This window comes from Lysobacter ciconiae (assembly GCF_015209725.1).
Taxonomy (GTDB): Bacteria; Pseudomonadota; Gammaproteobacteria; order Xanthomonadales; family Xanthomonadaceae; genus Novilysobacter; species Novilysobacter ciconiae.
In genome coordinates this window covers 2,555,212-2,582,090 of the sequence record NZ_CP063656.1, presented here as the reverse complement: position 1 = coordinate 2,582,090, position 26,879 = coordinate 2,555,212, and the positions used below count along the sequence as shown (strand labels likewise).

The 26,879-nt window shown below is 67.5% G+C and carries 22 protein-coding genes and 1 pseudogene; 16 read left to right on the top strand and 7 right to left on the bottom strand.

Going from position 1 to position 26,879, the window contains the following annotated elements:
* The first annotated feature begins 78 nt into the window (after positions 1-78).
* The 4 genes from INQ41_RS11640 to INQ41_RS11625 all read left to right on the top strand — a co-directional run bounded on the left by INQ41_RS11640 (position 79) and on the right by INQ41_RS11625 (position 7,369).
* Positions 79-3,207 carry a TonB-dependent receptor domain-containing protein gene (locus tag INQ41_RS11640; RefSeq protein WP_193984659.1) on the top strand — a complete coding sequence of 1,043 codons (3,129 nt, stop codon included), beginning with the start codon at positions 79-81 and terminating at the stop codon, positions 3,205-3,207.
* 125 nt (positions 3,208-3,332) lie between these two features.
* A complete protein-coding gene (locus INQ41_RS11635) occupies positions 3,333-5,090 on the top strand; it encodes a gamma-glutamyltransferase family protein (protein ID WP_193984657.1) in 1,758 nt (585 codons plus the stop codon).
* The gene (locus INQ41_RS11630) at positions 5,090-6,343 is read left to right on the top strand and encodes an FAD-dependent oxidoreductase (RefSeq protein WP_193984656.1); all 1,254 of its coding nucleotides are present in this window, start codon (positions 5,090-5,092) and stop codon (positions 6,341-6,343) included. The genes INQ41_RS11635 and INQ41_RS11630 overlap by 1 nt, the downstream gene beginning before the upstream one ends.
* A gap of 78 nt (positions 6,344-6,421) precedes the next feature.
* Positions 6,422-7,369, top strand: coding sequence for a LysR family transcriptional regulator (locus INQ41_RS11625; protein ID WP_193984654.1), 948 nt, complete (start codon positions 6,422-6,424; stop codon positions 7,367-7,369).
* A 36-nt stretch (positions 7,370-7,405) separates the two neighbouring features.
* Here the strand turns inward: INQ41_RS11625 and INQ41_RS11620 are convergent, their stop codons facing one another.
* Both INQ41_RS11620 and rsgA read right to left on the bottom strand, forming a co-directional pair.
* Positions 7,406-8,671, bottom strand: coding sequence for a flavohemoglobin expression-modulating QEGLA motif protein (locus INQ41_RS11620; protein WP_193984652.1), 1,266 nt, complete (start codon positions 8,669-8,671; stop codon positions 7,406-7,408).
* Positions 8,652-9,851: a ribosome small subunit-dependent GTPase A gene (gene rsgA / locus INQ41_RS11615; RefSeq protein ID WP_193984650.1), complete on the bottom strand. Its 1,200-nt coding sequence runs from the start codon at positions 9,849-9,851 to the stop codon at positions 8,652-8,654. Before rsgA ends, INQ41_RS11620 begins: the two co-directional genes overlap by 20 nt.
* 128 nt (positions 9,852-9,979) lie before the next feature.
* On the opposite strand from rsgA, the gene INQ41_RS11610 reads away from it, so the two are divergent.
* The 4 genes from INQ41_RS11610 to aceE all read left to right on the top strand — a co-directional run bounded on the left by INQ41_RS11610 (position 9,980) and on the right by aceE (position 16,043).
* Entirely contained in the window at positions 9,980-11,257 is a 1,278-nt protein-coding gene (locus tag INQ41_RS11610) for an aminotransferase class I/II-fold pyridoxal phosphate-dependent enzyme (RefSeq protein WP_193984648.1), read from the top strand.
* Positions 11,258-11,947 carry an SGNH/GDSL hydrolase family protein gene (locus tag INQ41_RS11605; protein ID WP_193984646.1) on the top strand — a complete coding sequence of 230 codons (690 nt, stop codon included), beginning with the start codon at positions 11,258-11,260 and terminating at the stop codon, positions 11,945-11,947.
* Positions 11,948-11,967: 20 nt separating this feature from the next.
* Entirely contained in the window at positions 11,968-12,654 is a 687-nt protein-coding gene (locus INQ41_RS11600; RefSeq protein ID WP_193987366.1) for a methyltransferase, read from the top strand.
* A gap of 683 nt (positions 12,655-13,337) precedes the next feature.
* A complete protein-coding gene (gene aceE / locus INQ41_RS11595; RefSeq protein WP_193984644.1) occupies positions 13,338-16,043 on the top strand; it encodes a pyruvate dehydrogenase (acetyl-transferring), homodimeric type in 2,706 nt (901 codons plus the stop codon).
* A 119-nt stretch (positions 16,044-16,162) separates the two neighbouring features.
* On the opposite strand, the gene INQ41_RS11590 is transcribed toward aceE, so the two are convergent.
* Positions 16,163-16,834 carry a DsbA family oxidoreductase gene (locus tag INQ41_RS11590; protein ID WP_193984642.1) on the bottom strand — a complete coding sequence of 224 codons (672 nt, stop codon included), beginning with the start codon at positions 16,832-16,834 and terminating at the stop codon, positions 16,163-16,165.
* A 182-nt stretch (positions 16,835-17,016) separates the two neighbouring features.
* Between INQ41_RS11590 and INQ41_RS11585 the strand changes: the two genes are divergently transcribed.
* Entirely contained in the window at positions 17,017-18,345 is a 1,329-nt protein-coding gene (locus INQ41_RS11585; RefSeq protein WP_193984640.1) for a serine hydrolase domain-containing protein, read from the top strand.
* Here INQ41_RS11585 and INQ41_RS11580 read toward each other — a convergent pair.
* Positions 18,232-19,275 carry a TraB/GumN family protein gene (locus INQ41_RS11580; protein ID WP_193984638.1) on the bottom strand — a complete coding sequence of 348 codons (1,044 nt, stop codon included), beginning with the start codon at positions 19,273-19,275 and terminating at the stop codon, positions 18,232-18,234. The two genes, INQ41_RS11585 and INQ41_RS11580, sit on opposite strands and share 114 nt — an antisense overlap.
* 196 nt (positions 19,276-19,471) lie before the next feature.
* On the opposite strand from INQ41_RS11580, the gene INQ41_RS11575 reads away from it, so the two are divergent.
* From INQ41_RS11575 to INQ41_RS11555, 5 genes and pseudogenes are all read left to right on the top strand, one after another.
* On the top strand, positions 19,472-19,855 hold the full coding sequence (locus INQ41_RS11575) for a DUF1428 domain-containing protein (protein WP_193984636.1): 384 nt from the start codon (positions 19,472-19,474) through the stop codon (positions 19,853-19,855).
* Positions 19,856-20,320: 465 nt separating this feature from the next.
* Positions 20,321-21,103 carry a hypothetical protein gene (locus INQ41_RS11570; RefSeq protein WP_193984634.1) on the top strand — a complete coding sequence of 261 codons (783 nt, stop codon included), beginning with the start codon at positions 20,321-20,323 and terminating at the stop codon, positions 21,101-21,103.
* A 69-nt stretch (positions 21,104-21,172) separates the two neighbouring features.
* Positions 21,173-21,340 (top strand): annotated as a pseudogene (locus INQ41_RS11565) (HupB); the annotation flags it as partial.
* Positions 21,341-21,389: 49 nt separating this feature from the next.
* The gene (locus INQ41_RS11560; RefSeq protein WP_193984630.1) at positions 21,390-21,986 is read left to right on the top strand and encodes a DUF421 domain-containing protein; all 597 of its coding nucleotides are present in this window, start codon (positions 21,390-21,392) and stop codon (positions 21,984-21,986) included.
* A gap of 48 nt (positions 21,987-22,034) precedes the next feature.
* On the top strand, positions 22,035-22,559 hold the full coding sequence (locus INQ41_RS11555) for a hemerythrin domain-containing protein (protein WP_193984628.1): 525 nt from the start codon (positions 22,035-22,037) through the stop codon (positions 22,557-22,559).
* A gap of 46 nt (positions 22,560-22,605) precedes the next feature.
* Here the strand turns inward: INQ41_RS11555 and INQ41_RS11550 are convergent, their stop codons facing one another.
* Positions 22,606-23,145 carry a DUF1415 domain-containing protein gene (locus INQ41_RS11550; RefSeq protein WP_193984626.1) on the bottom strand — a complete coding sequence of 180 codons (540 nt, stop codon included), beginning with the start codon at positions 23,143-23,145 and terminating at the stop codon, positions 22,606-22,608.
* A gap of 4 nt (positions 23,146-23,149) precedes the next feature.
* Positions 23,150-23,632: a YajQ family cyclic di-GMP-binding protein gene (locus INQ41_RS11545; protein ID WP_193984624.1), complete on the bottom strand. Its 483-nt coding sequence runs from the start codon at positions 23,630-23,632 to the stop codon at positions 23,150-23,152.
* A gap of 181 nt (positions 23,633-23,813) precedes the next feature.
* Between INQ41_RS11545 and INQ41_RS11540 the strand changes: the two genes are divergently transcribed.
* Both INQ41_RS11540 and INQ41_RS11535 read left to right on the top strand, forming a co-directional pair.
* Complete coding sequence (locus INQ41_RS11540) at positions 23,814-24,866, top strand: NAD(P)-dependent alcohol dehydrogenase (RefSeq protein WP_193984623.1); 1,053 nt, start codon at positions 23,814-23,816, stop codon at positions 24,864-24,866.
* 34 nt (positions 24,867-24,900) lie between these two features.
* On the top strand, positions 24,901-25,824 hold the full coding sequence (locus INQ41_RS11535; RefSeq protein ID WP_407074235.1) for a DMT family transporter: 924 nt from the start codon (positions 24,901-24,903) through the stop codon (positions 25,822-25,824).
* Positions 25,825-25,903: 79 nt separating this feature from the next.
* On the opposite strand, the gene INQ41_RS11530 is transcribed toward INQ41_RS11535, so the two are convergent.
* Positions 25,904-26,554 (bottom strand): OmpW/AlkL family protein, encoded by a 651-nt coding sequence (locus INQ41_RS11530; protein ID WP_193984621.1) that lies wholly within the window; start codon positions 26,552-26,554, stop codon positions 25,904-25,906.
* Positions 26,555-26,879: the final 325 nt, after the last annotated feature.

The following is a 26,879-nucleotide window of genomic DNA, read 5'->3' as shown; positions in this document are numbered from 1 at the left end:
GCCTTGTGCGCTGACCGCCGTGGCTACCATCGGGTCAGGCGTTGCCAAAGTCAGTCGCTCTCCGGGGGAAACACCAAAATGAACTACGCACCCAAACGCACGATTCTCAGTGTGATGCTCGCCTCGGCGATGCTCATGGAGCCGGCCACCGCGCTGGCCCAGGACACGACCCAGCCGGTCCAGCCAACCCAGACGGCCGCCACTCCGGTTGCAACGGACGCGTCCCCGGCAGCGGCCCAGCCAGCGGAGGCCAAGGCCAAGGAGCTCGATCGCGTCGTCGTGGTCGGAAGCCACCTTGCCGGCAACAACGACACCGGCATGCTGCCGGTGTTCGTGGTCTCGGAGGAGGACGTGGCTGCCACCGGCGCCGTCTCCGGCGAAGACCTGCTGCAGTCGCTTCCGCAGGTCGGCGACATGATGTTCGACAACACCGATACCGCGGGCAACCTCAACGCCGCGCGCGGCGACGTCGGCTCGGTCAACCTGCGCAACCTGGGCACCGGCAACACGCTGATGCTGGTGAACGGTCGCCGCATGGTCAACCACCCCGGCACGCAGACGGAAACCTACGTGCCGCGCCAGACCGCCAACATCAACGCCATCCCGCTGTACGGCGTGCAGCGCATGGAAACCCTGCTGGGCGGCGCCTCCGCGCTGTACGGTTCCGATGCCGTGGCCGGCGTGATGAACGTGGTCATGGATACGCACTTCCAGGGCCTGCGCGCCCAGGCCCAGTACGGCGGTTCGGAAGGCACCGATTTCCGCCAGGGCAATTTCAACGTGAAGGCCGGCCGGTGGTTCAACGACGGCCGCACCCGGGTCTCCCTGCTGGGCGGCTACACCTACCGCAGCATCTTCGAGAACTCCGAGCGCGACTACGCCGCCAGCCAGGACCACAGGCCGTTCTTCGAAGGCACGCAGTGGGAAGGGATGACCGCGTTCGATGACCGGATGACCGCCAGCGCCTGGGGCGCCTTCCAGACGGTCGATCGGGTGCGCGTGCGCCAGGACGGCAAGGCGATCACGACCGCCGCCGGCAGCTTCCACATCGAGCCCATCGCCAACGGCTGCGTGACCGCGCTGTACGAGGACGTGTGCATCCAGACCGGACTGCAGAACAGCACCATCGACCGGCCGCTGCGCTTCAACGCGAACTCCCAGCGCTACCTGATGGGCGGCGTCGACCGCGGCAACCTGTTCACCACCATCGAACACGACCTCAACGACGACTTCGTCGCGTTCGGCGAGGTCAGCTACTACACCTCGACCTACGAGGGCATGCGGGAGCAGGCTGCCTCGCTCGCCGCTGCGCCGATGATCGTGCCGGGATCCAACTACTGGAACCCGTTTGGCGCCAAGTACCTGCCCGACGGCAGCCTCAACCCCAACCGCCTGCCGGGCATCGATGCGCCCGACGAAGGCCTTGACGTGCGCATCAGCAGTTACCGCGCCACCGAGACCACCCGCCCCTACGAGGTCGATGACACGTCGTATCGCGTCCTGGGCGGCGTCCGCGGCGACGTGGGCGGGTTCGACTGGGAAAGTGCGGTGCTCTACTCGCGCGCCCGCACCGTGGATACCCAGTTCGGCACCATCAGCAACACCTTGTTCGCCGAGGCCCTCGCCCGCGCTGACGAGAGTGCCTACAACCCCTTCACCGGCGGCAACCTGGACGACTGGAGCCAGCCGCCGGCGATGACCAACGCCGACACGGTCGTCGGCTTCCTGGTGCCGGTGGTGCGTCGCAGTACCGCATCGCTGTTCCAGGTCGATACCCGTTTTGCCCGTCCCGACGTGTTCGAATGGTGGGCAGGCGATGTCGGGCTGGCGTTCGGCGCCGAGTGGCGTCACGAAAAGCTCGACGACCAGCGCGATCCACGCCTCAACGGGCAGATCGGCTACACCAACCCGCTGACCGATCTCCCGACCAGCGACGTGCTCGGTGCGAGCCCGTCGGGCAACAACGGCGGCTCGCGCTCGGTGGCCTCGGCCTATGCCGAGATAGCGGTGCCGCTGGTGTCGCGCGAGATGGCGATTCCGCTGGTTCGCTCGCTCGATCTGCAGATCGCCGGCCGCTACGAGCGCTATTCCGACTTCGGCAGCGTGGCCAAGCCGAAGGTCGCGTTTGCCTGGGACATCCTCGATGGCCTGATGATGCGCGGCAGCTGGTCGGAGAGCTTCCTGGCGCCCAACATCCTGCAGATCCATTCCGACGGGACCGTGGTCAGCAACACCCGCCTTGACTACTACCAGTGCGAGGCGGACCTGCGCGCCGGCCGCATCTCCAGCTTCAGCGCGTGCGGCAAGTCCTTCAGCACCCAGGCCGTACGCGAGGGCAACCTCGACCTCAAGCCGGAAACCTCCGAGGCGACCTCGGTCGGTCTGGTGTTCCAGCCCCGCTTCCTGCCCGACGCCATGGGCGACTTCACCTTCACCGCGGACTACTGGAAGATCGACCAGGAGCAGATGATCGCCATCACTGGCGAGCAGACCCACCTGGCCCTGGACTACCTGATGCGCATCCAGGGCTCGTCCAATCCCAACGTGATGCGTGACGATCCCAGCGACGAGCAGATCGCCAACTTCGCCGGCACCGGCCTGGAGGCGGTCGGCAACGTGCTGCAGGTGCGCGACCAGTACACCAACCGCCTGCCGCGCCGGACCCGCGGCATCGATTACGGCATCTCGCATCGCCTGCGCACCGCGGACTGGGGCACCTTCACCACCAACCTCAACGGCAGCCGGCTGCTTGAGCAGATGCAGATGCCGTCGGACCTGGAGGATCTGGTGATGAACGCCCAGCAGGACGGCGTGATCAATGACGGCTTCACGATCCGCAACGCCGGCAGCCTGCTGGGCATCAACGGCACGCCGGAATGGCGCGCGACCCTGAGCAGCAGCTGGCGCTACCGCAACTGGAGCCTGGGCGCGTTTGTCCGCTATGTCGGCCCGTTTGATTCAACCGGTGCCAGCTTGCCTGACGGCACGCTGTTCCGCGTGCCGTCCTGGACCACGACCAACCTGTGGGCCGAGCACCGCTTCAAGAAGACCGGCAACGTGTTCGAAGACACGACCGTGCGCTTCAACGTCCGCAACATCACCGATCGTGATCCGCGCCTGGCGCCGCGGAGCCTGGGCTTCTACTCGGGCCTGCATAACGCACTGGGCCGGGGCTACTACCTGACCGTGACCAAGACGTTCGACTAGGCAGCATTACTCCGCAACAGCTGACAGGCCCCGCGCGGGGTCTGTCAGCTGTTCGGCCGGTGCTGCACCTGGCCGCGAATATTGAAAGATCGACTCCACCACGCATCGGAAACAACGTGCTTCCCATGATCAAGATACTGCGGTCGGGCACCGTGCCAGCCCCGCTGAAGGCCCGGCTCTCCTTCGATAGACGGCTGCCGCTGGGAGTGCTGTTGCTGACCGCGCTGCTGGGCGCCTGCCAGACCACGCCCGCACCGGTTGCCGACGACGTCCGGACCAGCGCCGTCGTCGTCGCGGCCAACCCGCTGGCCGTCGATGCTGGCACCGCCGTCCTGCGCCGCGGCGGCACCGCGATGGACGCCGCGGTCGCGGTGCAGCTGATGCTCGGCCTGGTGGAGCCGCAGAGTTCCGGTATCGGTGGCGGCGCGATCATCATGGCCTACGATGCGCGCAGCCAGGCGGTGACCAGCTACATCGGTCGCGAAGCCGCGCCGGCCCTGGCCGACGGCAGCCTGTTCCAAGGGGAAGACGGCAAGCCCATGTCACGCGGCGATGCAATGCTTTCGGGCGGCGCAACCGGCGTGCCGGGCGCGGTCGCGGTGTTCTCGCAGGCCCAGCGTGAGCACGGAAAGCTGGCCTGGGACCAGCTGTTTGCAGAGACCATCGAGAAAGCCGAGCAGGGCTTCCAGGTCACCCCGCGGCTGGAGGAACACATCGATGGCACCTTCCCGCAGGCCTCGGCGCCCGACGTGCGCCGGTTTTTCTCCCACCCCGACGGGCGCCCGATGCGGACCGGGGATCTGCTGCGCAACCCGGAATACGCCGCGACCCTGCGCAAGCTGGCGCAAGGCAACGCGCCGGCGTTCTATCGCGGCGAGCTCGCCGAGGCGATCGTCGCGCGCACCCACGAGTCGCCGCGGCCCGGCCGGCTGAGCACGCGTGACCTGGCCGGCTACGCGCCCGAGAAGTCCGAACCGCTGTGCCGCCTGCTGCGCACCTACATCCTCTGCGTGCCGCGGCCGCCGACCAGTGGCGTCGGCCTGCTGCAGCTGATGGCGATGCTGGACGCGACCGACATCGACCGGCGCGGTCCGGAGGACCCGCAGTCGTGGTTCCTGTTCGCCGAGGCCAGCCGGATCATGTACGCCGACCGCGACCAGTACGTCGGCGATCCGCGTTTTGACGAGGTGCCGGTCGACGGCCTGCTGGCGGCGGCCTACGTCGACCAGCGCCGCGCACTGATCGGCAAGACGGCAGCCCCTTCGCACGCGCACGGGCAGCCTGCAGGAGCCGCGTCGCACGGTCCGGACCGGACCGAGGAACCCGGCGGCACCAGCCATTTCGTCGTCGTCGACCGGTGGGGCAACGCGGTGTCGGTGACCACCACGATCGAGTCCTTCTTCGGCTCGGGGCGGATGGTGGACGGCTTCTTCCTCAATAACCAGCTGACCGACTTCTCCTGGTCCAGCGGCAGCGATCCGGACGCCGCCAATGCGATCGAAGGCGGCAAGCGCCCGCGCTCTTCGATGACCCCGGTCATCATCCTCGACCGCGACGGGCGCTTCGTCGGCGCGCTCGGCTCGCCTGGTGGTTCGGCGATCCCGGCGTATATAGCCAAGACCCTGGTCGGTCTGGTCTATTGGGACCTGTCGCTGCAGGACGCCGTGGCGCTGCCCAACCTGGTCGCGCGGGGGCAGCGGTTCAACGGCGAGGCGTCGCGGTTCGCCCCGGACATGCTGGACGCGCTGTCGCAGCGTGGCATGACGGTCCGCGCAGGCTCGGGTGAGGACTCGGGCCTGCACGGTGTCTTCTACCGCGATGGCGTGCTGGAATGGGCCGCCGACCCGCGCCGCGAAGGCGTGGGCAAAGAGGTCGTCCAGTGATGAGCACCGTTGAAGCTTCCCATCCGGCCGGTGGCGTGGACGATGCCCTCGTCGATGTGACCGTGATCGGTGCAGGCGTGGTCGGTATCGCCACGGCGTATGCGGCGGCGCGGCGCGGACTTTCGGTGCGCATCATTGATCGCGCGGCGGGCCCGGCGATGGGTGCGTCCTTCGCCAACGGCGCCCAGCTGAGCTACGCGTACACCGAATCCATGGCCAGCCCCTCGCTGTGGAGCAAGCTGCCCTCGATCGCCCTGGGCAGGGACCGCGCGCTGTCGATGCGCTGGTCGCTGGATCCGGACTTCCTGCGCTGGGGCATCGCATTCCTGCGCAATGCCACCCCGGATCGGTTCCGCGAAAACACGCTTGCGGTGCTCGAGCTGGCCACGGAATCGCGCGGCGCGATGGACGCCCTGCTGCGGCAGCACAACATCGAGTTCCAGCACACCGCACCGGGCAAGATGCACCTGTACCGCGACCCGGTTGCGCTCGACGATGCGGCGGCCATGGTGGCGGTCAAGCGCGAATACGGCGTCCAGCAGAGTGTGCTGAGTCCCCGCGAGGCGGTCGCGCTGGAGCCGGCGCTTGCCGGTGCCACCGGCATTGCCGGCGTGGTGCATTCCCCGGCCGAGGAAGTCGGCGACCCGTTGCGCTTCTGCATCGGCCTGCTGGAGATCATCAAGGCCGACTACGGGGTGACGACCTGCTTCAATTTCGAGGTCGCCAGCGCGACTCCGGCAAGTGACGGCCTGATGCTGACCTCGCGCGACGGGCGGCAGCTGCGCTCGCGGCAACTGGTGTCCTGCGCCGGCGTCGACGCCGTCGCGCTCTCGCGTCGCAACGGTTTGCGGCTGCCGCTGATGCCGGTCAAGGGCTACTCGTTCACCGCCGCGCCGGGAGCGCTGGCGCCGGTGGTCAGCATCACCGACACCGACCGCAAGCTGGTGTTCTGCCGGCTCGGCGACAAGCTGCGCGTCGCGGGACTGGCCGAGGGTGGCAACCACAACGCCGCGGTCGATCCGCAAAGGGCGCAGCGGCTGGTGGCGATGGCGCGGGAATCCCTTCCTGACGCGGCCACCTACGACGCGATCGACAGCACCTGGGCGGGCCTGCGCCCGATGACCCCCAGCTCGGTCCCGATCATCCGGCGTGTCCGTCCAAACGTGGCGGTGAACGTCGGCCACGGCATGCTGGGCTGGACGCTGGCAATGGGATCGGGCGAGCGCGCCCTGGATGCGTTGCTGGCGGAATAGCGCCGGGTCGGCGGCTTCCGCGGCGCATGCGCGGTCGACGCTTTGTCGCCTCTCGGACGAGTGCCCTAAGATCAAGGCATGCGCCTTCGTCAAATTGAAGTCTTCCACGCCGTCTACACGACCGGCTCGATCAGCGCTGCCGCGCGGGCGCTGTACGTCTCCCAGCCCTCGGTCAGCAAGGTGCTCCACCACACCCAGTCCAAGCTCGGCCTGAAGCTGTTCGCGCTGGTGCGCGGACGGCTGGTCGCCACCGACGAAGCGCACGCGCTGTTTGTCGAAGTCAACGAGATATTCGAACGTCTCGGGTCGCTGCAGAAGACGATCAGCAACATCAAGAACATCGGGGGCGGCCACATCCGCCTCGGCGTGGTGCCGTCGCTGGGCCTGCACGTCGCGCCGCTGGCCATCGCGCGCTTTCGCCGACTGCATCCGGAAGTGACGTTCGATGTGCAGACGCTGCACCACGACGAGCTGTTCCAGGCGCTGTATGAGCGCACCTGCGACATCGCTATCGCCTACGCGCCACCCTTGCACCCGCGAATGAAGCGGCGACTGCTGAAGACCGCGCAGATGGTGCTGCTGTTCCAGCACGGGGACATCCCGGACGTGGGCGATTCGGTATCGCTGTCGCTGCTGGATGGACGCGACGTGGTCGGCATGACCGCCAGCGGCCCGGTGGGCGACGCATTGGCCCGCGAAATGGCGAGACGAAAAGTCGAGGTCCATGAGGTGGTTTCCAACCAGACCTTCTACACCGCCGCCGCGCTCACCAGCCACGGCGCCGGGATAACTGTGGTAGACGAGTTCACCGCACGCGCCACCGTCCACCACGGCGTGGCGTTCCGACCCTTCGCGCCGCCGATCCGGTTCAACGTCGACTGCGTATTCCTGGAAGATCGCCGGCCCTCCAAGGCGGCCGAGGAGTTCATCAGCCTGTTCAAGTCGGTTATTGGCGAGATCCAGGAGGGGATAGGCGGGCCGGAGAATACGGACGAGTCTCCGGCTTTGTTGGCCGGCGGAATCTAACGGCTGACCGCTTGCTTCCGGGTCGACGCGGAAGGATCAAATATCCGCAAAATCCGCATCGTCGATCGTGTCCAGCCGGATCTGGTTGGCGAACAGCGAGAAGGCGAGCATTCCGCCCAGACCATTCGCCCGCGCCACCCAACTGGGCAACCAGCGCGGGGGCACCAGCACGCCGGATTCAAACATCGGCGCCAGCCGCTGCACGTCGCCCAGGGTCATCTTGCCGGCGAACAGCCAGCGGCACAGGCGCAGTTGCTGCCGGCGCAGGGCCCAGCGGAAGAAGGTGTGCACGCCGATCAGGCCGCGCAGGTAGACGGTGTCCTTGGTGAAGGCGTGGCCACCGGTGGTCGGCACGCCGCGGAACACGCGCTGGGCGGAGGCGAAGCCCTCGTGTGGACTCTGGCCGGCGTCCAGGAACAGCCGGAATACCTCGATGAAATCCGCGCCGTCCAGGGCGCAGGCGATGGCCTCGATGCGCAGGCTCAGGCGTTTCATGCGGGCGATGTCGATGTTGCCGGTGATCTGTTCGGCGAAGGTCGCCATGCCTTCCTGGGTCGCGGTCGCGCGAGGTGATGCCAGCGCCAGGCTGCCGAGCACCGGCTGCTCGCGGCCATTCAGGGCGCTGAGCGAGTGGACGAAGGCTTCGTGCTGCAGCAACTGCTGGCGGTCGTAGTCGGTGAAGGCGGCGCTGGTGCGCAGGCGGATCCGGGTCGCGCCGGCCGCGGCCTTGGCGATCAGGTCCGGGTCGAGAACGACCTCGATCACGCGCTCGTTGAAGTAGTCGTCCAGATCGCGCTGCAGTTGCAGTTGCAGGGCGGTGGCGGATATCTCTACTTGTTCGGCGGGGGAGGCCAGCTCATGGTCGAACTGGTCGGCGATCGCGATGAAGTGCTGCGCCGCCACGCGGGCGCTTGGGCCGCTGCCGGGCAGCGGGGCGTCCACGCTGCCGTAGAGCTGTTGCGAGAGATCACTGACCGCGGCCGTGCCCAGGGCTTCGCACAGGCGGGCAGCGGTATCCCAGCTGGCGGTCGCATCGATCAGGTACTGGCCCAGCGGGTGGCTGGCATCCGCTTCGCGCGCAATCGCGGCCAGCTCGGCGCGTGCCTCGCGGAAATCGTGTTGCGCGTAGTCCACATGCGGCAGCCGGGTCACCCCGCGGGCATGGTCGGCGAGGAAGCTCGCGCCGTGCTTGGCCGGCCAACTGGCCAGCGTCAGCACCTTGATCCCGCGTGCGGCCTGCACCATGCGCGCATCCAGCGCGGCGTGATGGACGATGTCGGGCTCAGTCCTCGCCGTAGTCATCGTCGATCCGCGGTCGTTGCCGCGACGGTTTGCCGGGTGCTTTCTCCGCAGGCTTGCGCGCCGGGCGGGCGGACGCGGGTGGCGCAGCGGCGGCATTCGGTGTGGCGGCGGCATGCTGGGTCTTCCGCTCGGCCAGCTTGTCGGCGGCGCCGGCGACTTCTTCCTGCAACTTCACGTAGTTGGCGAAACGGCGCGGATCCAGCTTGCCGTCCTCGATCGCAGCGCGGATTGCGCAGCCCGGTTCGCTGGCGTGGCGGCAATCGCGGAACCGGCAGTTCGCCCCCAACGCATCGATGTCGCTGAAGTTCTCCGCCACATCCTCCTCGCCGGTCGGCTTGAGCTCGCGCATGCCGGGGGTGTCGATCAGGCAGGCGCCACTTTCCAGCGGGATCAGCGCGCGATGGGTGGTGGTGTGCCGTCCGCGCTCGTCGCTCTCGCGCACCGCGCCGGTCTTCATGCGTTCGCTGCCGACCAGAGTGTTGGTGAGGGTCGACTTGCCCGCGCCGGAGCTGCCCACCAGCACGGCCGTGGTGCCCGGCCGCAGCCAGGGGTTGAGGCTGGCGACGCTGTCGGGGTCGAGCGCGTTGACCGCGCGCACGGGCACGTCCTGCGCGGCGAGGTCGATCAGCGCCTCCAGCGAGCCGGGCACGTCATCGGCCTGGTCGAGCTTGGTCAGCACGACGACAGGCACGGCGCCGCTGCCGCTGATCAGCAGCAGGTAGCGCTCGATCCGGCGCGGGTTGAAGTCCGAATCCAGGCCGCACACCACAAACACCGTGTCCACGTTGGCCGCGATCAACTGCTGCTTGTAGTGCTCGCCGGCCGCGCCACGCTTGATCGCGGTGCGTCGCGGCAGCAGGGCGACGATCTGGTCCTTGGTGACGATCGCATCCTCGGGCGCGGGCTCGACCAGCACCCAGTCGCCGACGCCGGCGCGCTGCTCGGTCGGGGTCGCACCCTTCCTGTAGCTGGGCGCGCGCTGCCAGTGCGGCGGCGACTCCACCGCCACGCCGTCTTCGGGCCCAACCGCAACCACGTAACCCGTGCGGTGCTGCTCCACGACCCGGGCGGGGTAGGCGGTCGGGAAGTCCTCCAGTATTTCGCGCCAGGCTGCGACGGCGGGCCGGCCGTGCTCGTCCAATGGCCAACCGATCGCCTGCAGGGCGGAGTTATCGTTCATGCAAGAGGCGGGCGGCGTTCCATGCCGCGATTCTACATAGCGGGGCGGCGAATCCGGCATGCCGGCCGCTGTCCGTGGGCGGCGAATCGGCTACGCTGGCGGCCCCTACGTCGCTGTTCCCCGTCAGAATGTCGTCAAACCGCCTGCAGACCCGTGCCCGCCTGTCCGAAGTGCGCTACGAGATCCGGGGCGAGCTCGCCCGCCGTGCGCGCGACCTGGAATGCCAGGGCCGGACGCTGATCAAGCTCAATATCGGCAACCCCGGGGCGTTCGGATTCCGTGCGCCCGAGCACCTGCAGCGCGCGATCACCGAAGGCATTTCCGGCACCGATCCCTACACCCACCAGCAAGGCCTGCCCGCCGCGCGCGAGGCGATCGCCGCGTTCCATCGCGACCGTGGCACCGACGTGACCGCGGACCAGGTGTTCATCGGCAACGGCGTCAGCGAGCTGATCGACCTGTCGCTGCGCGCGCTGCTCAATCCCGGGGATGAGGTGCTGCTGCCGTCGCCGGACTACCCGCTGTGGTCGGCCTCGACCATCCTCAACGACGGCCGTCCTGTGTATTACACCTGCACGCCGGAAAACGCGTTCATGCCCGATCCGGCCGAGATCGAGGCGCTGATCACCCCGCGCACCCGCGCGATCGTGCTGATCAACCCCAACAACCCGACCGGCGCGACCTACCCACGCGCACTGCTGGAGCAGATTGTCGACACCGCCGCCCGCCACGGGCTGCTGCTGATGTGCGACGAGATCTACGACTCGATCCTGTACGACGGCGCGACCTTCCAGCCGCTGGCGCCACTGGCCGGCGACGTGCCGTGCCTGTCGTTCGGCGGGCTGTCCAAGGTCCACCGCGCCTGCGGGTGGCGGGTCGGCTGGGCGGTGCTGTCGGGTGATCGCGCGCGCACCGGCGACTTCCACCACGCGATGGACCTGCTCGGCGCGCTGCGCCTGTGTTCCAACGTCCCTGGCCAGCTGGCGATCGATGCCGCGCTGCATGGCGCGGACACGATCTCCGCGCTGTGCGCGCCCGGCGGTCGCCTGCATGCCGCGCGCCAGGCGGTGATCGAGGGCGTCGCCGCCAGCGCGCACATGCAACTGGTGGCGCCCGGCGGTTCGATGTTCGCGTTCCCGGCGGTCGTCGGCGCGGCGGCCGTGGGTTTCGACGATCACGCCTTCGCGCTGGAGTTGCTGGAAACCGAAGACGTGCTGGTCGTGCCGGGTTCCAGCTTCAACGTGGCGTACCGGAACCATTTCCGCATCACCCTGTTGCCGGAAGCGGCGCAGTTGGCCGAGGTGTTCCGGCGCATCGAGCGGGTGCTGGACCGGTCAGCCGAGCGCGGTCGCGCGGTGCAGGCCGAGGCGGACGCCGAGCCTGCGTCACGGGTGGCGGTGGCCTGAGTGGAGGCGCCCACGTCCGACGCACTCAGCTGGCTCGCCCTCGGAGACAGCTACACCATCGGCGAAGGCGTGGCGGAGGACGGGCGCTGGCCCGAGTTGCTGGTCGAGCGTCTCGTTGCTGACGGATTCCCCGTCGGCCGGTCCCGGGTCATCGCCACCACCGGCTGGACCACCGATGAGCTGTCCACCGCGATGGATCTGGCCGAGCCGCTGGGTCGCTGGGAGCTCGTCTCGCTGCTGATCGGGGTCAACAACCAGTACCGCGGACGCAGCGTCGCCGACTACCGCGGCGAGTTCCAGGCATTACTCAAACGTGCGATCGCATTGGCCGGAGATCGCCCCGACCGGGTGCTGGTGCTGTCGATTCCCGATTGGGGCGTGACCGCCTTCGCCACCGCCCAGGGCCGCGACGCGGAGCAGATCGCCGCCGAGATCGACCAGTACAACGCCGCGGCGGCGGACTTGTGCGCCCGCCACGGCGTCGCCTTTGTCGATATCACGCCGCTTAGCCGCGAGCGCGGCGGCGATGTGGCCATGCTGGTCGATGACGGCCTGCATCCGTCGCAGGCGATGTACGCGCTGTGGGCCGAGGCGGCCTTGCCGGTGGTCGAGCAAATGCTGGGTGCGAGACCCGATGCAGACCAGAAAATCCTGCCCGATGCCGGAACCGGCGGGACCACCCCGCGCTGATGGCCGTCACCGGCGCGCCGCTGTCGGCTGACCAGGCGCGCGCGATCGCGGGTGCATTCGCCCCGGAACGCGGCTTCCGCCAGCACTGGGACTACCACTACAGCCTCGCCAAGCTGCGCAGCGACCCGTTGTATCCGGGTGTCTGCGCGGCACTGCGCGGCAGCACGCAGCCGTTGCTGGACCTGGGGTGCGGGCTGGGCCTGCTCGCCCATGCCCTGCGCGCTGACAGCATCGCGCTGGCGTACCGCGGCGTGGATAACGACGCCGGCAAGATCCTCGGCGCAACCCGGGCCGCGGACCGGCGCAACCTGGACGACGTGGCTTTCGACTGTTTAGATCTGGCTGCTGCACTCCCCCGTCACCAGGGCAGCGTGGCGATCCTGGATGTCCTGCAGTTCCTTCTGCCTGACGCCCAGCAGCGCACCCTGGATGCCGCAATCGCCATGCTCGTCCCCGGCGCGCGGCTGGTGATCCGTACCGGGCTGGATGACGGCAGCCGGCGCGCCCGCATCACCCGCGGCGTGGACGTGTTTTCGCGTGCGATTGGCTGGATGAATGCCGGACCGCGCGCCTATCCGGACCCAGACGAGCTGCGCCGGCGCTTCGACGCCGCGGGGCTGAGCTCCAGTTTCACCCCGCTGTACGGCAACACGCCGTTCAACAACTGGCTGGTGGTCGCCACCGCTCCGGGCGACGAAGCCGCGTAGCTGCGGTCGTTCAGCCAGCGCGCGTCCCAGAACGGGTAATCGCCGACGCGCGTCACGAGACCGGCGCGCACCGGGGTCATGACCAGGCGGCGCGCGGCGGCCAGTTCGTCGTCCACGCGCGCGGCGTCAAAGTCGCATGCCCACAACCCGGCCAGGCCGGGATGGCGTGCGGCCAGCACCCGCTCGCTTCGCCGCTTCAGCCGTTCGACGCAGGCGCAAAGATCGTCAAAGCCGCCGAGCGCCACCAGCCCTTGCCAGCCGTCGGGCATCAACACCCAGGCGATCAGTTGCGAGCGTTGCCACTGCGCCGGTGCCGTCATGACGCGGCACGCTTCGGCCGCAAATGCCCAGTGGGCGAAATGCGGCTGGTGCCCGGCGGTCGGGATCGTGATCCGGCGCAGCCGCGCCACGCGCTCGACCGGGTCGGGCGGCGTGGACCCGCGTTCGGGCGTGCACTCGCTTTCGAACGAAGCAGCAGGAATCGTGGCCATGCGAGCCAGCTTGCCGCCCGCACCGGGCTGCGTGGATCAGGAGAAGCACCATCGCGGGGTCGGTAATGAACACCTGCGCACCTGGTCACGCAGGCCGCCAGGCTCCAACAGCCGCGGCTTGCCCTCGCGCGTTAGAATCACCGGCAGAGATCCCACCTGATGATGAGGCGTGGCCACGGGGCCGCGAGGCGCATGACCCATACCTATGAAAGCCCGCTCAACGAGATGATGCAGAACGACCCGGATCCGACCGAAACCCGCGAGTGGGTCGAGTCGGTCGAGGCAGTCATCCAGCGCGACGGTCCCGAGCGCGCGCACCAGCTGCTTGAGCGCATGGTCGAAGTCTCGCGGCGCGCTGGCGCGCACATGCCGTTCGAGCCGACCACCGAATACATCAACACCATTCCCACCCAGCTGGAGGCCAAGAGCCCCGGCGACCACGCGCTGGAGTGGAAGATCCGCTCGATCATCCGCTGGAACGCGATGGCGATGGTGGTGCGCGCCAACCGCAAGCCGGGCGACCTGGGCGGCCACATTGCCACCTTCGGTTCGTCGGCGACGCTGTACGACGTCGGCTTCAACCATTTCTGGCGTGCCCCGTCGGAGGACCACCCGGGCGACCTGCTGTTCATCCAAGGCCACGGCTCGCCGGGCATCTACGCGCGCTCGTTCCTGGAAGGCCGCTTCACCGAGGACCAGCTCGACAACTTCCGCATGGAAGTCGACGGCCGCGGCATCAGCTCCTACCCGCATCCCTGGCTGATGCCGGACTACTGGCAGACCCCGACCGTCTCGATGGGCCTGGGCCCGATCAGCGCGATCTACCAGGCGCGCAACTTCAAGTACATGGAAGGCCGCGGGCTGATGCCCAAGACCGACCGCAAGGTCTGGTGCTTCCTCGGCGACGGCGAGACCGACGAGCCCGAATCCTTGGGCGCGATCTCGGTCGCCGGCCGCGAGGGCCTGGACAACCTGGTGTTTGTCATCAACTGCAACCTGCAGCGTCTGGACGGGCCGGTGCGCGGCAACGGCAAGATCATCCAGGAACTGGAAGGCCAGTTCCGCGGCGCCGGTTGGAACGTGATCAAGAACATCTGGGGCAGCTACTGGGATCCGCTCCTGGCGCGCGACACCTCCGGCAAGCTGCGCCAGCTGATGATGGAGACCGTCGACGGCGAGTACCAGAACTGCAAGGCCTTCGGCGGCGCCTACACGCGCGAGAACTTCTTCGGCAAGTACCCGGAGACCGCGCAGCTGGTTGCCAACCTCAGCGACGAGGACATCTGGCGGCTGAACCGTGGCGGCCACGACCCGCACAAGGTCTACGCCAGCTACCACGAGGCGGTGAACACCAAGGGCATGCCGACGGTGATCCTGGCCAAGACGGTCAAGGGTTACGGCATGGGCGTGGCCGGCGAGTCGTTGAACCCGGCGCATGGCACCAAGAAGATGGACGATGACGACGTGCGCGCGTTCCGCGACCGCTTCAACATCCCCATCAGCGACGCCCAGCTCAAGGACGGCAAGGTGCCGTTCTACCACCCGGGCAAGGACTCGCCGGAAATCGAGTACATGCTGGAGCGCCGCAAGGCCCTCGGCGGCTTCCTGCCGCAGCGCCGGCGCAAGGCCAGCCAGGAGCTGGAAGTGCCGCCGCTGGCCAACTTCGAGCGCCTGCTCAAGTCCACCGGCGAGCGCGAGATCAGCACCACCATGGCCTTCGTGCAGATGCTCAACATCGCCCTGCGCGACAAGCTCACCGGCCCGCGCCTGGTGCCGATCGTCGCCGACGAGGCGCGCACCTTCGGCATGGAAGGCCTGTTTCGCCAGATCGGCATCTACGCCCCGTTCGGGCAGAAGTACAAGCCGGTAGACCGCGACCAGCTGATGTACTACCGCGAGGACACCGCCGGGCAGGTGCTGCAGGAAGGCATCACCGAGGCCGGCGCGTTCGCGTCATGGCTGGCGTGCGCGACCAGCTACAGCACGAACGACTTCGCGTTGATGCCGTTCTACATCTACTACTCGATGTTCGGTTTCCAGCGCGTCGGTGATGCCGCTTGGCAGGCGGGCGACATGCGCGCGCGCGGCTTCCTGCTGGGCGCCACCGCGGGTCGCACGACGCTCAACGGTGAAGGCCTGCAGCACGAGGACGGCCACAGCATGGTCCAGGCCGGGCTGATCCCGAACTGCCGCAGCTACGACCCGACCTTCAGCTACGAAGTGGTCACCATCATCCAGCACGGCATGCAGCGCATGCTGGCCGAGCAGCACGACGAGTACTTCTACGTCACCCTGATGAACGAGAACTACGCCCACCCCGACATGCCCGAGGGCAGTGCGGAGGGAATCATCAAGGGCATGTACCTGTTCAAGGACGCGGGCAAGGTCAAGAACGGCGAGCTGCGCGTCCAGCTGATGGGCAGCGGCACGATCCTGCGTGAGGTCATCGCTGCGGCCGAACTTCTGGAGAAGGACTTCGGCGTGACTGCCGATATCTGGTCCTGCCCCAGCTTCAATGAGCTGGCCCGCGACGGCGCCGACGTGGAGCGCTACAACCGCTTCCACCCGGAGGCCAAGAAGCCGCGCAAAGCACACATCACCGCGTTGCTGGAGGGACGGGCCGGCCCGGCGATCGTCGCCACCGACTACATCCGCGCCTACGCCGAGCAGGTCCGCGCCTACGTGCCGATGACCTACAGCGTGCTGGGCACCGATGGCTACGGCCGCAGTGACACCCGCGCCAACCTGCGTCGCCACTTCGAGGTCGACCGCTACTACGTCGCCCACGCCGCCATCGCCGCCCTGGCGGAGGACGGCAAGATGACCGCGAAGGACGTGGCTCGGGCGATCAAGACCTACAAGATCGATGCGGAGAAGCCGAACCCGCTGGGGGTTTGAGGCGGGTCATGCAGTAAGGAAAAGGCGGCCGCTGGTCGCCTTTTTCGTTCCCTGTCGCTCGTATGGCCGGCAGGGCATAGCGCTGGCGTTGCGGGTCCGCCGCCAGGCATCTGCTGCGCTCACAGCGAAGCCGAACCCTCATCCGGCATCGCCGCCAGCTGATTGAGGACGTCGGTGAAGGTCTCCACGCCCTGCGCACCGCTGACCAGGTGGCGCTGGTTGAAGATCACTGCGGGCACGCCGCGGATGCCCTGGCCGGTCCAATACTGCTCGGCTTTCCGCACGTCCTCGGCAAACCGCTGGTCGGCGAGCACGGCCAGCGCTTCGTCGCGATCCAGTCCGATTTCCGCCGCGACGTCAGCCAGCACGCCCTTGTCGGAAAGGTTGCGGCCGTCGGTGAAGTGCGCGGTGAAGAACGCCATCTCCAGATCGTGCTTGCGGCCCTGCTGGTCGGCCCAGTGCATGAGCTGGTGCACGTTAAAGGTGTTGTGCATCCGCATGTCGTCGGTGAAGCGGAACTCGAATCCCAGCTCGGCGCCTGCCTTGGTCATGGCCTCGCGGTTGGCGTTCGACTGCTCGGTGGTGGAGCCGTATTTCTCGGCCAGATGCTCACGCATGTTCTGGCCCTCGGCGGGCATCTGCGGATTCAGTTCAAACGGGTGCCAGCGGATCTCATGCGGCGTGCCGATGTCTTCCAGCGCCTTTGCCAGCTGCTTGTAGCCGATGACGCACCAGGGGCACATCACGTCGGAGACGATGTCGATCTGAAGTTTTTTTGGTTGGGGGGTCATGGTGTTTCCCTTGGTTGGAGTGGGCGGGCCGTGCGAACGCAGCGCTGAGAGCGGGACCCGCGCGCGACCGGGCCTGGAGGGCAAGCGTAACGCCGGCGGTTGAAAGCCTCGGGCAAGAGAGGCGGCGGAGGGGTGGGGCATCAGTAGAATGGCCGTTCCGCCCGCTCGCGACGCTCGCCGCCATGCCCTTCAACCTTGCCGCCCGCTCTCTGGTTTTCGCGATTTGCCTGGCTGCGGCCTCGCCAGCCGTTGCGCGGGAAGCCACGACGCCGACGATCGGCGAGCAACGCGAAGCGGTGCTGTTCTGGCCGCAGGCCCAGCGCGAAGCCGAGTTCCGCGACATGGGCGCGCGCTTCCCCAGCGACCGCGCGCAGGCCGGCCCGCATGTGCGCGAGTTACCGGAGGGCGAAGCGCTGAGTCTGGCGGACGCGGGCCGCGCCCCTTGGCTGGACGCCTACATGGCGGAGCACCGCATCGCCGGCGTGATGGTCCTGCACAAGGGCCGCGTCCGCATGCAGCAGTACGCGCTCGACTTCGGCCCGGCGCAGCGCTGGGAGTCGTTCTCGGTCGCCAAATCGGTGACCTCGGTCCTGCTCGGCATCGCGTTGCAGCAGGGCCATATCGCCAGCCTGGACGACACCCTCGTCACCTACATCCCCGAGCTCGCCGACAGCGCCTACGCCGACGTCACCGTGCAGCAGCTGTTGACGATGACGTCCGGGGTGAAGTGGAACGAGGACTACGCCGATGACCAGTCGGACGTGGCCCAGATGTATCGCGGCGCCTGCGTCGACGGGAAGGCCCACGTGCTGTCCTACCTGGCGCGCCTGCCGCGGCAATGGCCGGCCGGCAGCCACTGGAACTACAACACCGCCGAGACCGACCTGCTGGGGATCGTGGTCGAGCGCGCGACGCGGCGTTCGCTGGCGAGCTACCTGTCGGACACGATCTGGAAGCCCTACGGCATGGCCGCCGACGCGTTCTGGATCCGCGACGAGTGCGACGGCAGCAACACCGGCGGCAGCGGTCTGTCGGCAACGCTCGCCGACTACGCGCGGCTGGGCCAGTTCATGCTCGAGGGCGGCCGCATCGATGGCGAGCCGGTGATCGCCGAGGCCTGGCTGCGCGGGGGAACCCGCGAGCAGGCCAGCACCGACGCGCCCGAGCGTGGCTACGGCTATCTGTGGTGGACCGATACCGACGGCAGCTACGCGGCGGTCGGCATCTTCGGCCAGATGGTGTACATCGATCCGGCGCGCGAACTGGTCATCGCACAGGTGGCGGCGTGGCCGAAGGCGACGTCCAACGAGCTGGTCGCCGCGCGGCGCGACCTGGTCAACCGGGTGAAGCAGGCCATCGACGCGGAACAGGCACCGGTCGACGACCGATCATCAACATCAGGGCGCGTCGATCTCGTAACCCAGCGCCCGCAGGCGGGCGACGTAGCCGTCGGGCGCGACCAGGTCTTCCAGCGGCAGCACGGCAAACGTGGTCGTGTTTTTCGCCAGTGACGCTTCGGCCGCCCGCAACCACTCGTCGCGGGTGCTCGCGCGGATGTCGGGGATCCCCCACTTGCGCGAGAACTCCGCGTTCGAGAACACGTCAGCGCATGTATTGTTGCGCCGATCCAACTGGTCGAAGCGGATCTGCGCCAGATCGCCGGTGGCCCACGCATTGGCGTTGGTGATCATCCGCGGCAGCAAGCGGTCGATCGCATCCAGGGTCGCTTCCAGGCACGCCGAGTCGTTGAGCGACATCCTGCGGACGTCCTTGATCGCTCCCGCCGGGTCCTCGATTTTCACGCTGACCTTCGGGGTCGTCTCCTTGATGCCATCGGCCTGCGTCACCGCGCGGATCGGAGGGCTGATGATTTTGGGAAAACCGAGGTCGGCCTCGCCAATGGCGGCGAGGAAGACTTCCCGCGCGGCCACCATCGGACGCTTGCGTTCGATCCCGCGATCGCGCGGCAGGTAGCGCTGCTTCGCGGCCGCCCAGCGGGCATACAGCTCCGGCGAAAGCACGTCCTCCAACGTCGCGCCGTCCGGATTCTTCTCGGCCTTCAGCATCCCGTAGCCGAGCGACAGCTTGCGAAAAAAACCGACGTCGGCGTCGACCACGAACCTCGGTCCCCACAACACCTCCTGCGACTGGCCGACCAGGTCGACCACCGAATCGGCATTCCAGGTGATGCCCTCGGGGAGCGGCGACAGCGCTCCAAGGATCCACAGGTCGTGCTCGCCCCTGGAGACCCGCCACAGTCCCGGTCCGGGTTGCGGGCCGGACACGGTGAGCGGATCCAGATTGACGATCCCGGCCGCGGGCTGGGCGGGGCCGGTCGCGTCGGACACCCGGACCGCTTGCGCGTCCGTCTGCGCCGCGGCGCCGCAGGGAGCGGAGAAAAGCGCGGTGAACACGCCGGCCAAAATGGGCGTCCTGATCATCGTTATCCCGTCTCGGTCCATCGAAAGAAGACGCATCCTAGGGCCTCTCCTGTCGAGTTGTGTTCGCTTTTCGTAAGCCGGACTCCGTCTCTGTTGGCCGTGCTGTTTACGGTTTCTTGATGAGGCGTTAATCCGCGCCGGCGCGGCGTGGAATTTCGGTCCGCGGGCGGTCCCGGACCCAGTCGGGAGAATGGAAATGGCTTATATCGATGGTTTCGTCATTGCAGTGCCGACCGGCAACAAGCAGGCCTTCATCCAGCACGCCGAGCAGTTCGATCCGCTGTTCATGGAGTACGGCGCGCTGCGCTGCGTGGAATGCTGGGGCGATGATGTCCCGCCGGGCAAACAGACCGATTTCAAACGTGCGGTGCAGGCCACGGATGAGGAGGAGGTCGTGTTTTCCTGGATCGAATGGCCCGACAAGGCGACTCGCGATGCCGCAATGGAGAAAATGATGAAGGACGAAAGGATGGATCCCCAGGCCAATCCGATGCCCTTCGACGGCAAGCGGATGATCTACGGCGGCTTTGAGCCTGTCGTCTCGTTTGGATCGGACGGGGCTGCGCCGGCCGGGGCGTGAGCCGTCCCATCGCGGGCGGCGATGAAGGGTGACACCGGGTCGCTGGCGGGAAAGGTCTCCTCCAGCGCCTCGTCCTGGTTGTCGCTGTCGTGCTGTTTCCTGTCCGGCTCGCGAACCGGCCGGCCTGGTGCGTCGCCGGGCTCGGTGACTCGCGCATTGGGCCCGGTTCCGGGCAGCGGCGGATCCCGTCGGTCCTCATTGGGCGGACCCTGATCCGGTGGGGGCTCGATGGGTGGGCGGCTCATTGCGGTCTCCATGATACGTCGGTCCTCACCGTCGCCCATGTGCCGTTAGCGCGTCGTTGAGAAGCCGGCTGAAGGGACCACAGCGGACGCGTCGCCATGGCGGTCCTTGCCTGAACCCTTCGCATAATCGTGACATTTCTTGCACGCGGTCACGACACGGGCGGTGTCAATTTCGGCTGACCAGCGGCGCTGCCGCGGCCACCCCCAACGAGGACACACCATGACGAAGGACCCCAACGAATCCCGTGACATGAACCGCGATCCGATCACCAAGGCGCCCGGATCCCATCCGGTCGGCGTGGGCGTGGGCGGGCTCGGCGGCGCCGCCGCGGGAGCCGGAATCGGCGCCCTGTTTGGCCCGATCGGCATGCTGGTCGGCGGCGCGGTCGGCACGCTCGCCGGTGCAAGCGCTGGCAAGAGCGTTGCCGAGAGCATCGACCCGACCGGTGAGCACGAGTACTGGCGCAACGAATACAGCAACCGCCCGTACGCCAACCCGCAGTACAACTACGACGATGACTATGCGCCGGCCTACGAGTACGGCAACACCGTGCGCGCCCAGTACGCCGACCGTCAGTGGGACGACTCGCTGGAGCAGGACATCCGAAGCGGCTGGGAGAAGGCCAAGGCGAAGTCCCGCCTGACCTGGGAGGAAGCCAAGGACGCCGCACGCGACGCGTTTGACCGCAGCGACCGCACCTACCGCACCTACAGCGCGACCGACAACTACTACCGTGACCAGTACAAGAACGCGGTCTATTACAAGCCCGAGTACGACTACGACACCGACTACCGACCGGCGTACCGCTACGGCACCCAAGCGCGCAGCGCGCATCCGGGCCGCGAGTGGAATGACGAGCTGGAGTCCGATCTGGGCAACCGTTGGGACAACGCCAAGGCCACCTCGCGCATGAGCTGGAGCGAAGCCAAGGACGCGGTCCGCGACGCCTGGCACAACGTTGAACGCGCCCTGCCCGGCGACTTCGACCGTGACGGTCGCTGATCCAGACGAGTAATCACGCCCCCGCCTCGTGCGGGGGCGTTCCCGCTGACGGAGAAGGAGGAAGTCGAAATGTCCCGCGGAGACAAGTCCAGCTACACGGACAAGCAGAAACGCCAGGCCGAGCACATCGAGGAAAGCGAGAAGAAGGAAGGCCGGAGCGAGAAGGACGCCGAGCGCATCGCCTGGGCGACGGTCAACAAGCAGGACGGCGGCGGCAAGAAGGGCGGCTCGAAAAAGAGCGATGACTGAGCCGTCATGACGGCAACACCTCGACGGAGGGTCTGCAGTGGATGACAAGGTCGACCCCCTGGAGTGGGGGCGGGTACTGCTCGGCCCCTATCCACCGCTTTTCTACGCGGAGATAGCGGTACGCATCCTGATGCTGCTGGCGTTGCTGCTGCTGGTGGTGCACATCCTGGGCAAGCGTGGCCAGCAGAACCTGAGCCCGATGCAGCAGCTGTTGCTGGTGGCGCTGGGCTCGGCGGCAGGCGACGTGATGCTCTACCCGGAGCTGTCCATCGGTTACGCGGCGATGGTGCTGGTCGGCGTCACCCTGCTGACGATCGGGATCGAGAAGTCCGCCAACCATGCTCGGTGGTTCCGCGACTACCTGGAATCGCGTCCCTGCGTACTGGTGCAGGACGGTGAGATCGACGTGGCCGTGCTGAAGCGCGAGCGCACGACGCGCCGCGAGCTCTACGCGATCCTGCGCCAGAACGGCGCAACGGCGCTGTCGCAGGTCGAGCTGGCGGTACTGGAAGTCACCGGCGACGTCAGCGTCATCCTCAACGATTCCATACCGCTTGAACGCGACCTGATCGAATACCTGAAGGTGCGCAAGGTGGGCGATGTCGCCGCCCCGCAACACACTGCTTCAGCCTGACCACGTACAGCCCTTTCCCCACCACGCATCACCACCACGGAGACCACCATGGCAGCCGATATCCTCAAGACCCTGAAAGACGAGCACGACCAGCTCCGCGAGCTGTTCAAGGAGATGGAAGGCACGACCGAACGCGCCGAGAAAGGGCGCATGGACCTGCTGGAGAAAATCAAGCAGGGCCTGATCCCGCACGCGGTGTGGGAGGAAGAGGTGTTCTACCCCGAGTTCAAGAAGCGCGCCGATCGCGACGGTCGCAAGACCCACGCCGAAGCGGTGGCCGAGCATCGCGCGGTCGAGCTGCGGGTGCTGCCGGATCTGGAAGCCGCCTCGCCCACGACCACCGAGTTTGCAGGGCGTGCCAAGGTGCTCGGGGAGTTTGTGAAGCACCACGCGACTGAAGAAGAAGACACGATGTTCAAGATGGCCCGCAGCATGTTCAGCGCCGAAGAAAGGGCGCAGCTGGACGAGCAGTACAAGAACTGGAAAGGCACGCCGGCGGCTGCGCAGGCGATCGAAAAAGCGTTGCTGAAGGGCGCGGAGGCGAACAAGGCCAATCCACCGCCTGCGGCGTGATTGGGGGATGCCGTGCGACCGCGAGGTCGCACGGTTCTTTAAGCGTTTACGGCTCCAGCAGCCGCCGGTAGCCCTCCAGCCCGAGTCGCTCCAGGCTGGCGATGTTGCGTTCGACAATCTCCTCCGGGTCCGGGAAAGCCGCCACGGCGCGGTCGATGCTCTCTTCGCGCAGCAGGTGAAGCATCGGGTAGGGCGAGCGGTTGGTGCAGTTGGCGACATCGTCAAAGCCGCTGCCGGCGAACCGGTAATCCGGGTGGAAGCTCGCCACCTGGATCTCGCCCTCCAGCCCCAGCGCATCGATGGCGGCGTCCACCGGATCGAGGAAATCGTTGTAATCCTCAAAATCCGTGAGCACGCGCGGATGGATCAGCAGGGTGGTATCGACCACCTCCGGATCCGCCTCGTGCAGCCACAACAGCTCATCGGCCAAGTCGGCCAGCAGCGCATCGGGCGTGTCCGCCTCGCTGACCACGTAACGGATCTGATCCTTCACCTGCACCGCCTTGGCGAACGGGCACAGGTTCAGGCCGATCACCGCGCGCTGCAGCCAGCGACGGGTCGCGGCCATCGGGTCCTCGGCAGGCATGGACTCAGTCGCGGAAATTGTCGAACTGCAGCGGACGCTCGAACTCGCCGCCCTTCAGCAGCGCCATCGCGGCCTGCAGGTCATCGCGCTTCTTGCCGTTGACACGCAGCTTGTCGCCGTTGATCTGGCTGTCGACCTTGATCTTGGATTCCTTCAGCGCGGCCTGGATCTTCTTGGCCAGTTCCCGCTCGATGCCCTGCTTGACGCTGATCTTCTGCCGCGCACCGGCCAGGTTCGTCTCGATATCGCCGAACTCCAGGCAGCGCGCGTCGATGCCGCGGGCGATCAGCCGCGCGCGCAGGATGTCGGTCATCTGCTGCAGCTGGAAGTCGCTGGGTGCCGACATCGAGATCACCTCGTCCTCCAGGCTGAAACTGGCGTCCACGCCCTTGAAGTCGAAGCGGGTGGTCAGCTCGCGGCTGGCCTGGTCGACCGCGTTGGTGAGTTCGTGGTTGTCGACTTCGGAGATGACGTCGAAGGAAGGCATTGCGGTACTCCGTGGGTGGAAGCAGGCGTGGGGTGGAAGCAGATGTGGGGTGCAGGCAGGTTTGTCCCATCAAGGGTAGCGCAGACGCCGTCGCGCACGCCGCCCGGCCGCGCGGGTTGGTGATCGTCGCTGGGGACAGGCGGGTCTACACTGGCCAACCCACGCCGATGCGAGCCATTCCATGCTCAAGACCCCCGCCTACGCCGCCCCCGACGGCCAGTCGCCGCTGGCGCCCTTCACCATCGAGCGCCGCGCGCCGCGTGCCGGCGAGGTGCTCATCGACATCCTGTATTGCGGTGTCTGCCACTCCGACCTGCACCAGGTGCGCGCGCAGTGGGGCAGCAACGGGATCTTCCCGATGGTGCCCGGCCACGAGATCGTCGGCCGCGTCGCCCAGGTGGGCCTGGGCGTGGAGCGGTTCAAGGTCGGCGATGCGGTGGGAGTGGGCTGTTTCGTCGACTCCTGCCGCCACTGCGCGCAATGCAAGGCCGGCGAGGAGCAGTACTGCGCCGAGGGCATGACCGGCACCTACAACTCGCGCGAGCGCGACGGCGGCGCGCCGACCTACGGTGGCTATTCGACCCGCATCACCGTCAGCCAGGACTTCGTGCTGGACATCCCCGACGCGCTGCCGCTGGACCGCGCTGCGCCGCTGCTGTGCGCCGGCATCACGACGTATTCGCCGCTGCGCCAGTTCGGCGTCCGCGCCGGTCACGACGTGGCGGTGGTGGGCCTGGGCGGCCTGGGCCACATGGCGGTCAAGCTGGCGGCGGCGATGGGCGCCCGGGTGACGGTGCTCAGCACCTCCGAGTCCAAGCGCGAGGCGGCGCTGGAGCTGGGCGCGCACGACTTCGAAGCGACCCGCGAACCGGGCACGCTCAAGAAGCTCGCGCGCCGTTTCGACCTGATCATCGATACGGTCTCCGCCCCGCACGACTACAACGCGTACCTGGGCCTGCTGAAGTTCGACGGCTCGATGGTGCTGCTGGGCATCCCCGACGAGCCGCTCCCGGTCGCGGCCGGCGCGCTGATCATGCAGCGGCGCAAGCTCTCGGGCTCGCTGATCGGCGGCATCCGCGAGACCCAGGAGATGCTCGACTTCTGCGCCGAGCACGGGATCGCGGCGGATATCGAGCTGATCAACATCGACCAGATCGAGACCGCCTACGAGCGGATGCTCAAGGCGGATGTGCGCTACCGCTTCGTCATCGACATCGCCAGCCTGCGAGAATGACCGCGGCCGCTGCGCCGACGCCGGTGGCGCATCCATGACGGGGGCGCTCCCGGTCCGGGTGCCGGCGCCGGTGATGATGCTGCTGGCGGTGGCGACGTTTGCGTTCATGGACGCCGGCATGAAGGCATTGGCCGGGACCTATCCGGCGATGCAGGTCGCGGCGCTGCGCGGTGCCGCTTCGCTGCCCTTCATCCTGGTCTGGGTGATGGCGACCAGCGGCCTGCGCCCATTGCTGCGGGTGCGCTGGCCCCTGCACCTGCTGCGCGGCGCGATCGGTATTGGCATGACCGCATCCTTTGCGTTTGCGCTGCGCACACTGCCGCTGACGACGGGCTACTCGATCTACTTCGTCGCCCCGCTGCTGATCACGGCGTTGTCGGTGCCGGTGCTGGGCGAGAAGGTGGGGCCGCGGCGCTGGACCGCGATCGCCATCGGCATGGTCGGGATGCTGGTTCTGCTGCGACCGAGCGGCGAGGGCATGTTCAGCTGGGCGGCGCTGGCCGTGCTGCTGGCGGCGACCGGCTACGCGGTCAGCGCGATCACGGTGCGGGTGCTGGCACGCACGGACTCGAATGCCTCGATGATCGTGTGGTTGCTGGTGATGCTGTCCATCGGCGCCGGTGCGCTGGCGTGGCCCAACTGGGTGCCGCTGCGCGCCGAACATGCGTGGATCATCGTGGGAACCGGACTCGCAGGTGCGATCGGCCAGTACGCGATCACCGCGGCATTCCGCTCCGGCTCCGCATCCCTGCTGGCACCGCTGGAGTACACCGGCCTGGTATGGGTCGTCCTGCTGGACGTCACCATCTGGGGCGTGTTGCCGGACGCGATCACCTGGCTGGGAGCGGGCATCATCGTTGCCAGTGGGCTTTACATGCTGCGCCGCGAGCGCGAGCGCGTGCGCGCGGAAGACACACACAACGACGGGCCCGAAGGCCCGCCGCGGATCATGCGCTGACGCCCGGGACCCCGACGGTCCGGAACGGCAGCGGCACGATCAACCCATAACGACTGGATTGGTCTTTTTCGGGAACGCCTTAGAAGCGCACGCCCAGGCCCAGGCCGACCACGACCGGGTTCAGCTTGGCATTGCCGACCTTGTCGCCGCTGACCTTCACGTCGGAATCGCCGTGCAGGTAACGCAGGTCGGCGCGGGCGAACCAGCTCGGGCTCAGGGTGACGTCAAGGCCGGCCGTGGCCATGGCGCCCTTCGCGGTCTCCACGCCGATGCGCTGGCCGGCGAGCGGGCCGGTCGGCTCGGGCGTCTCGTTGTCGAAGTTGCTCTCGTAGTAACCCAAGCCCAGGAACGGACGCACGATCTGCTCGCTGTTGCCGAAGTGGTACTGGGCGCTCAGGGCATACGGCTGCGACTCAACGCTGCCGATCTTGTAGTTGTTGGCGTCGCGCACGCGGTGGTCGAACTTGTCTGCCGCGCCCCAGGCCTCGACGGCGAAATTCTCGTGGAAGTACCAGCTCGCGCTCAGGGTCGCGGCGGTTCCGCCGTCGAACTGCGTGCTCGCGCCGGCAATGGTGGGATCGCTGGTCGGCTCGCTGACGGCAAAGCCGCCAACCACGGCGAAGCGCTTGCCGTCATTGGTCGAATCGAAATTGCTGTCCTGGGCGAAGGCGGCCGGGGCAATGGCCAGGGCGCCCAACAGGGCAACACTAAGATGGCGGAAACGGATCATGGGGAACTCTCCAAGCTTCTTTTGACTTGTGGGGGAACCAGCCGGTTGCCCGGCAGGCGTGGCCACCCTAGCCACCGGAAAATGAATGCGGCTTGTGCGAGCTGACCTGTTCCGCGGAACTTTCAGCGATGACGGCGGCGCAACGACGCCGCGCGCGTGCCGGAGCGGTGGTGAAAGTCGCGTTGACGCCGATTTTGCCGACGAAAAGTGATGATAATCAGTGGCTTGAGACACTCGTTCGGAGTCTTTGCGGTCCGGCAAGGGACCGGGCGCCGAAGTCCATCGGGCAGCTGAACAGATCCCGAGCCGCCAGTCGCGGCGCGGT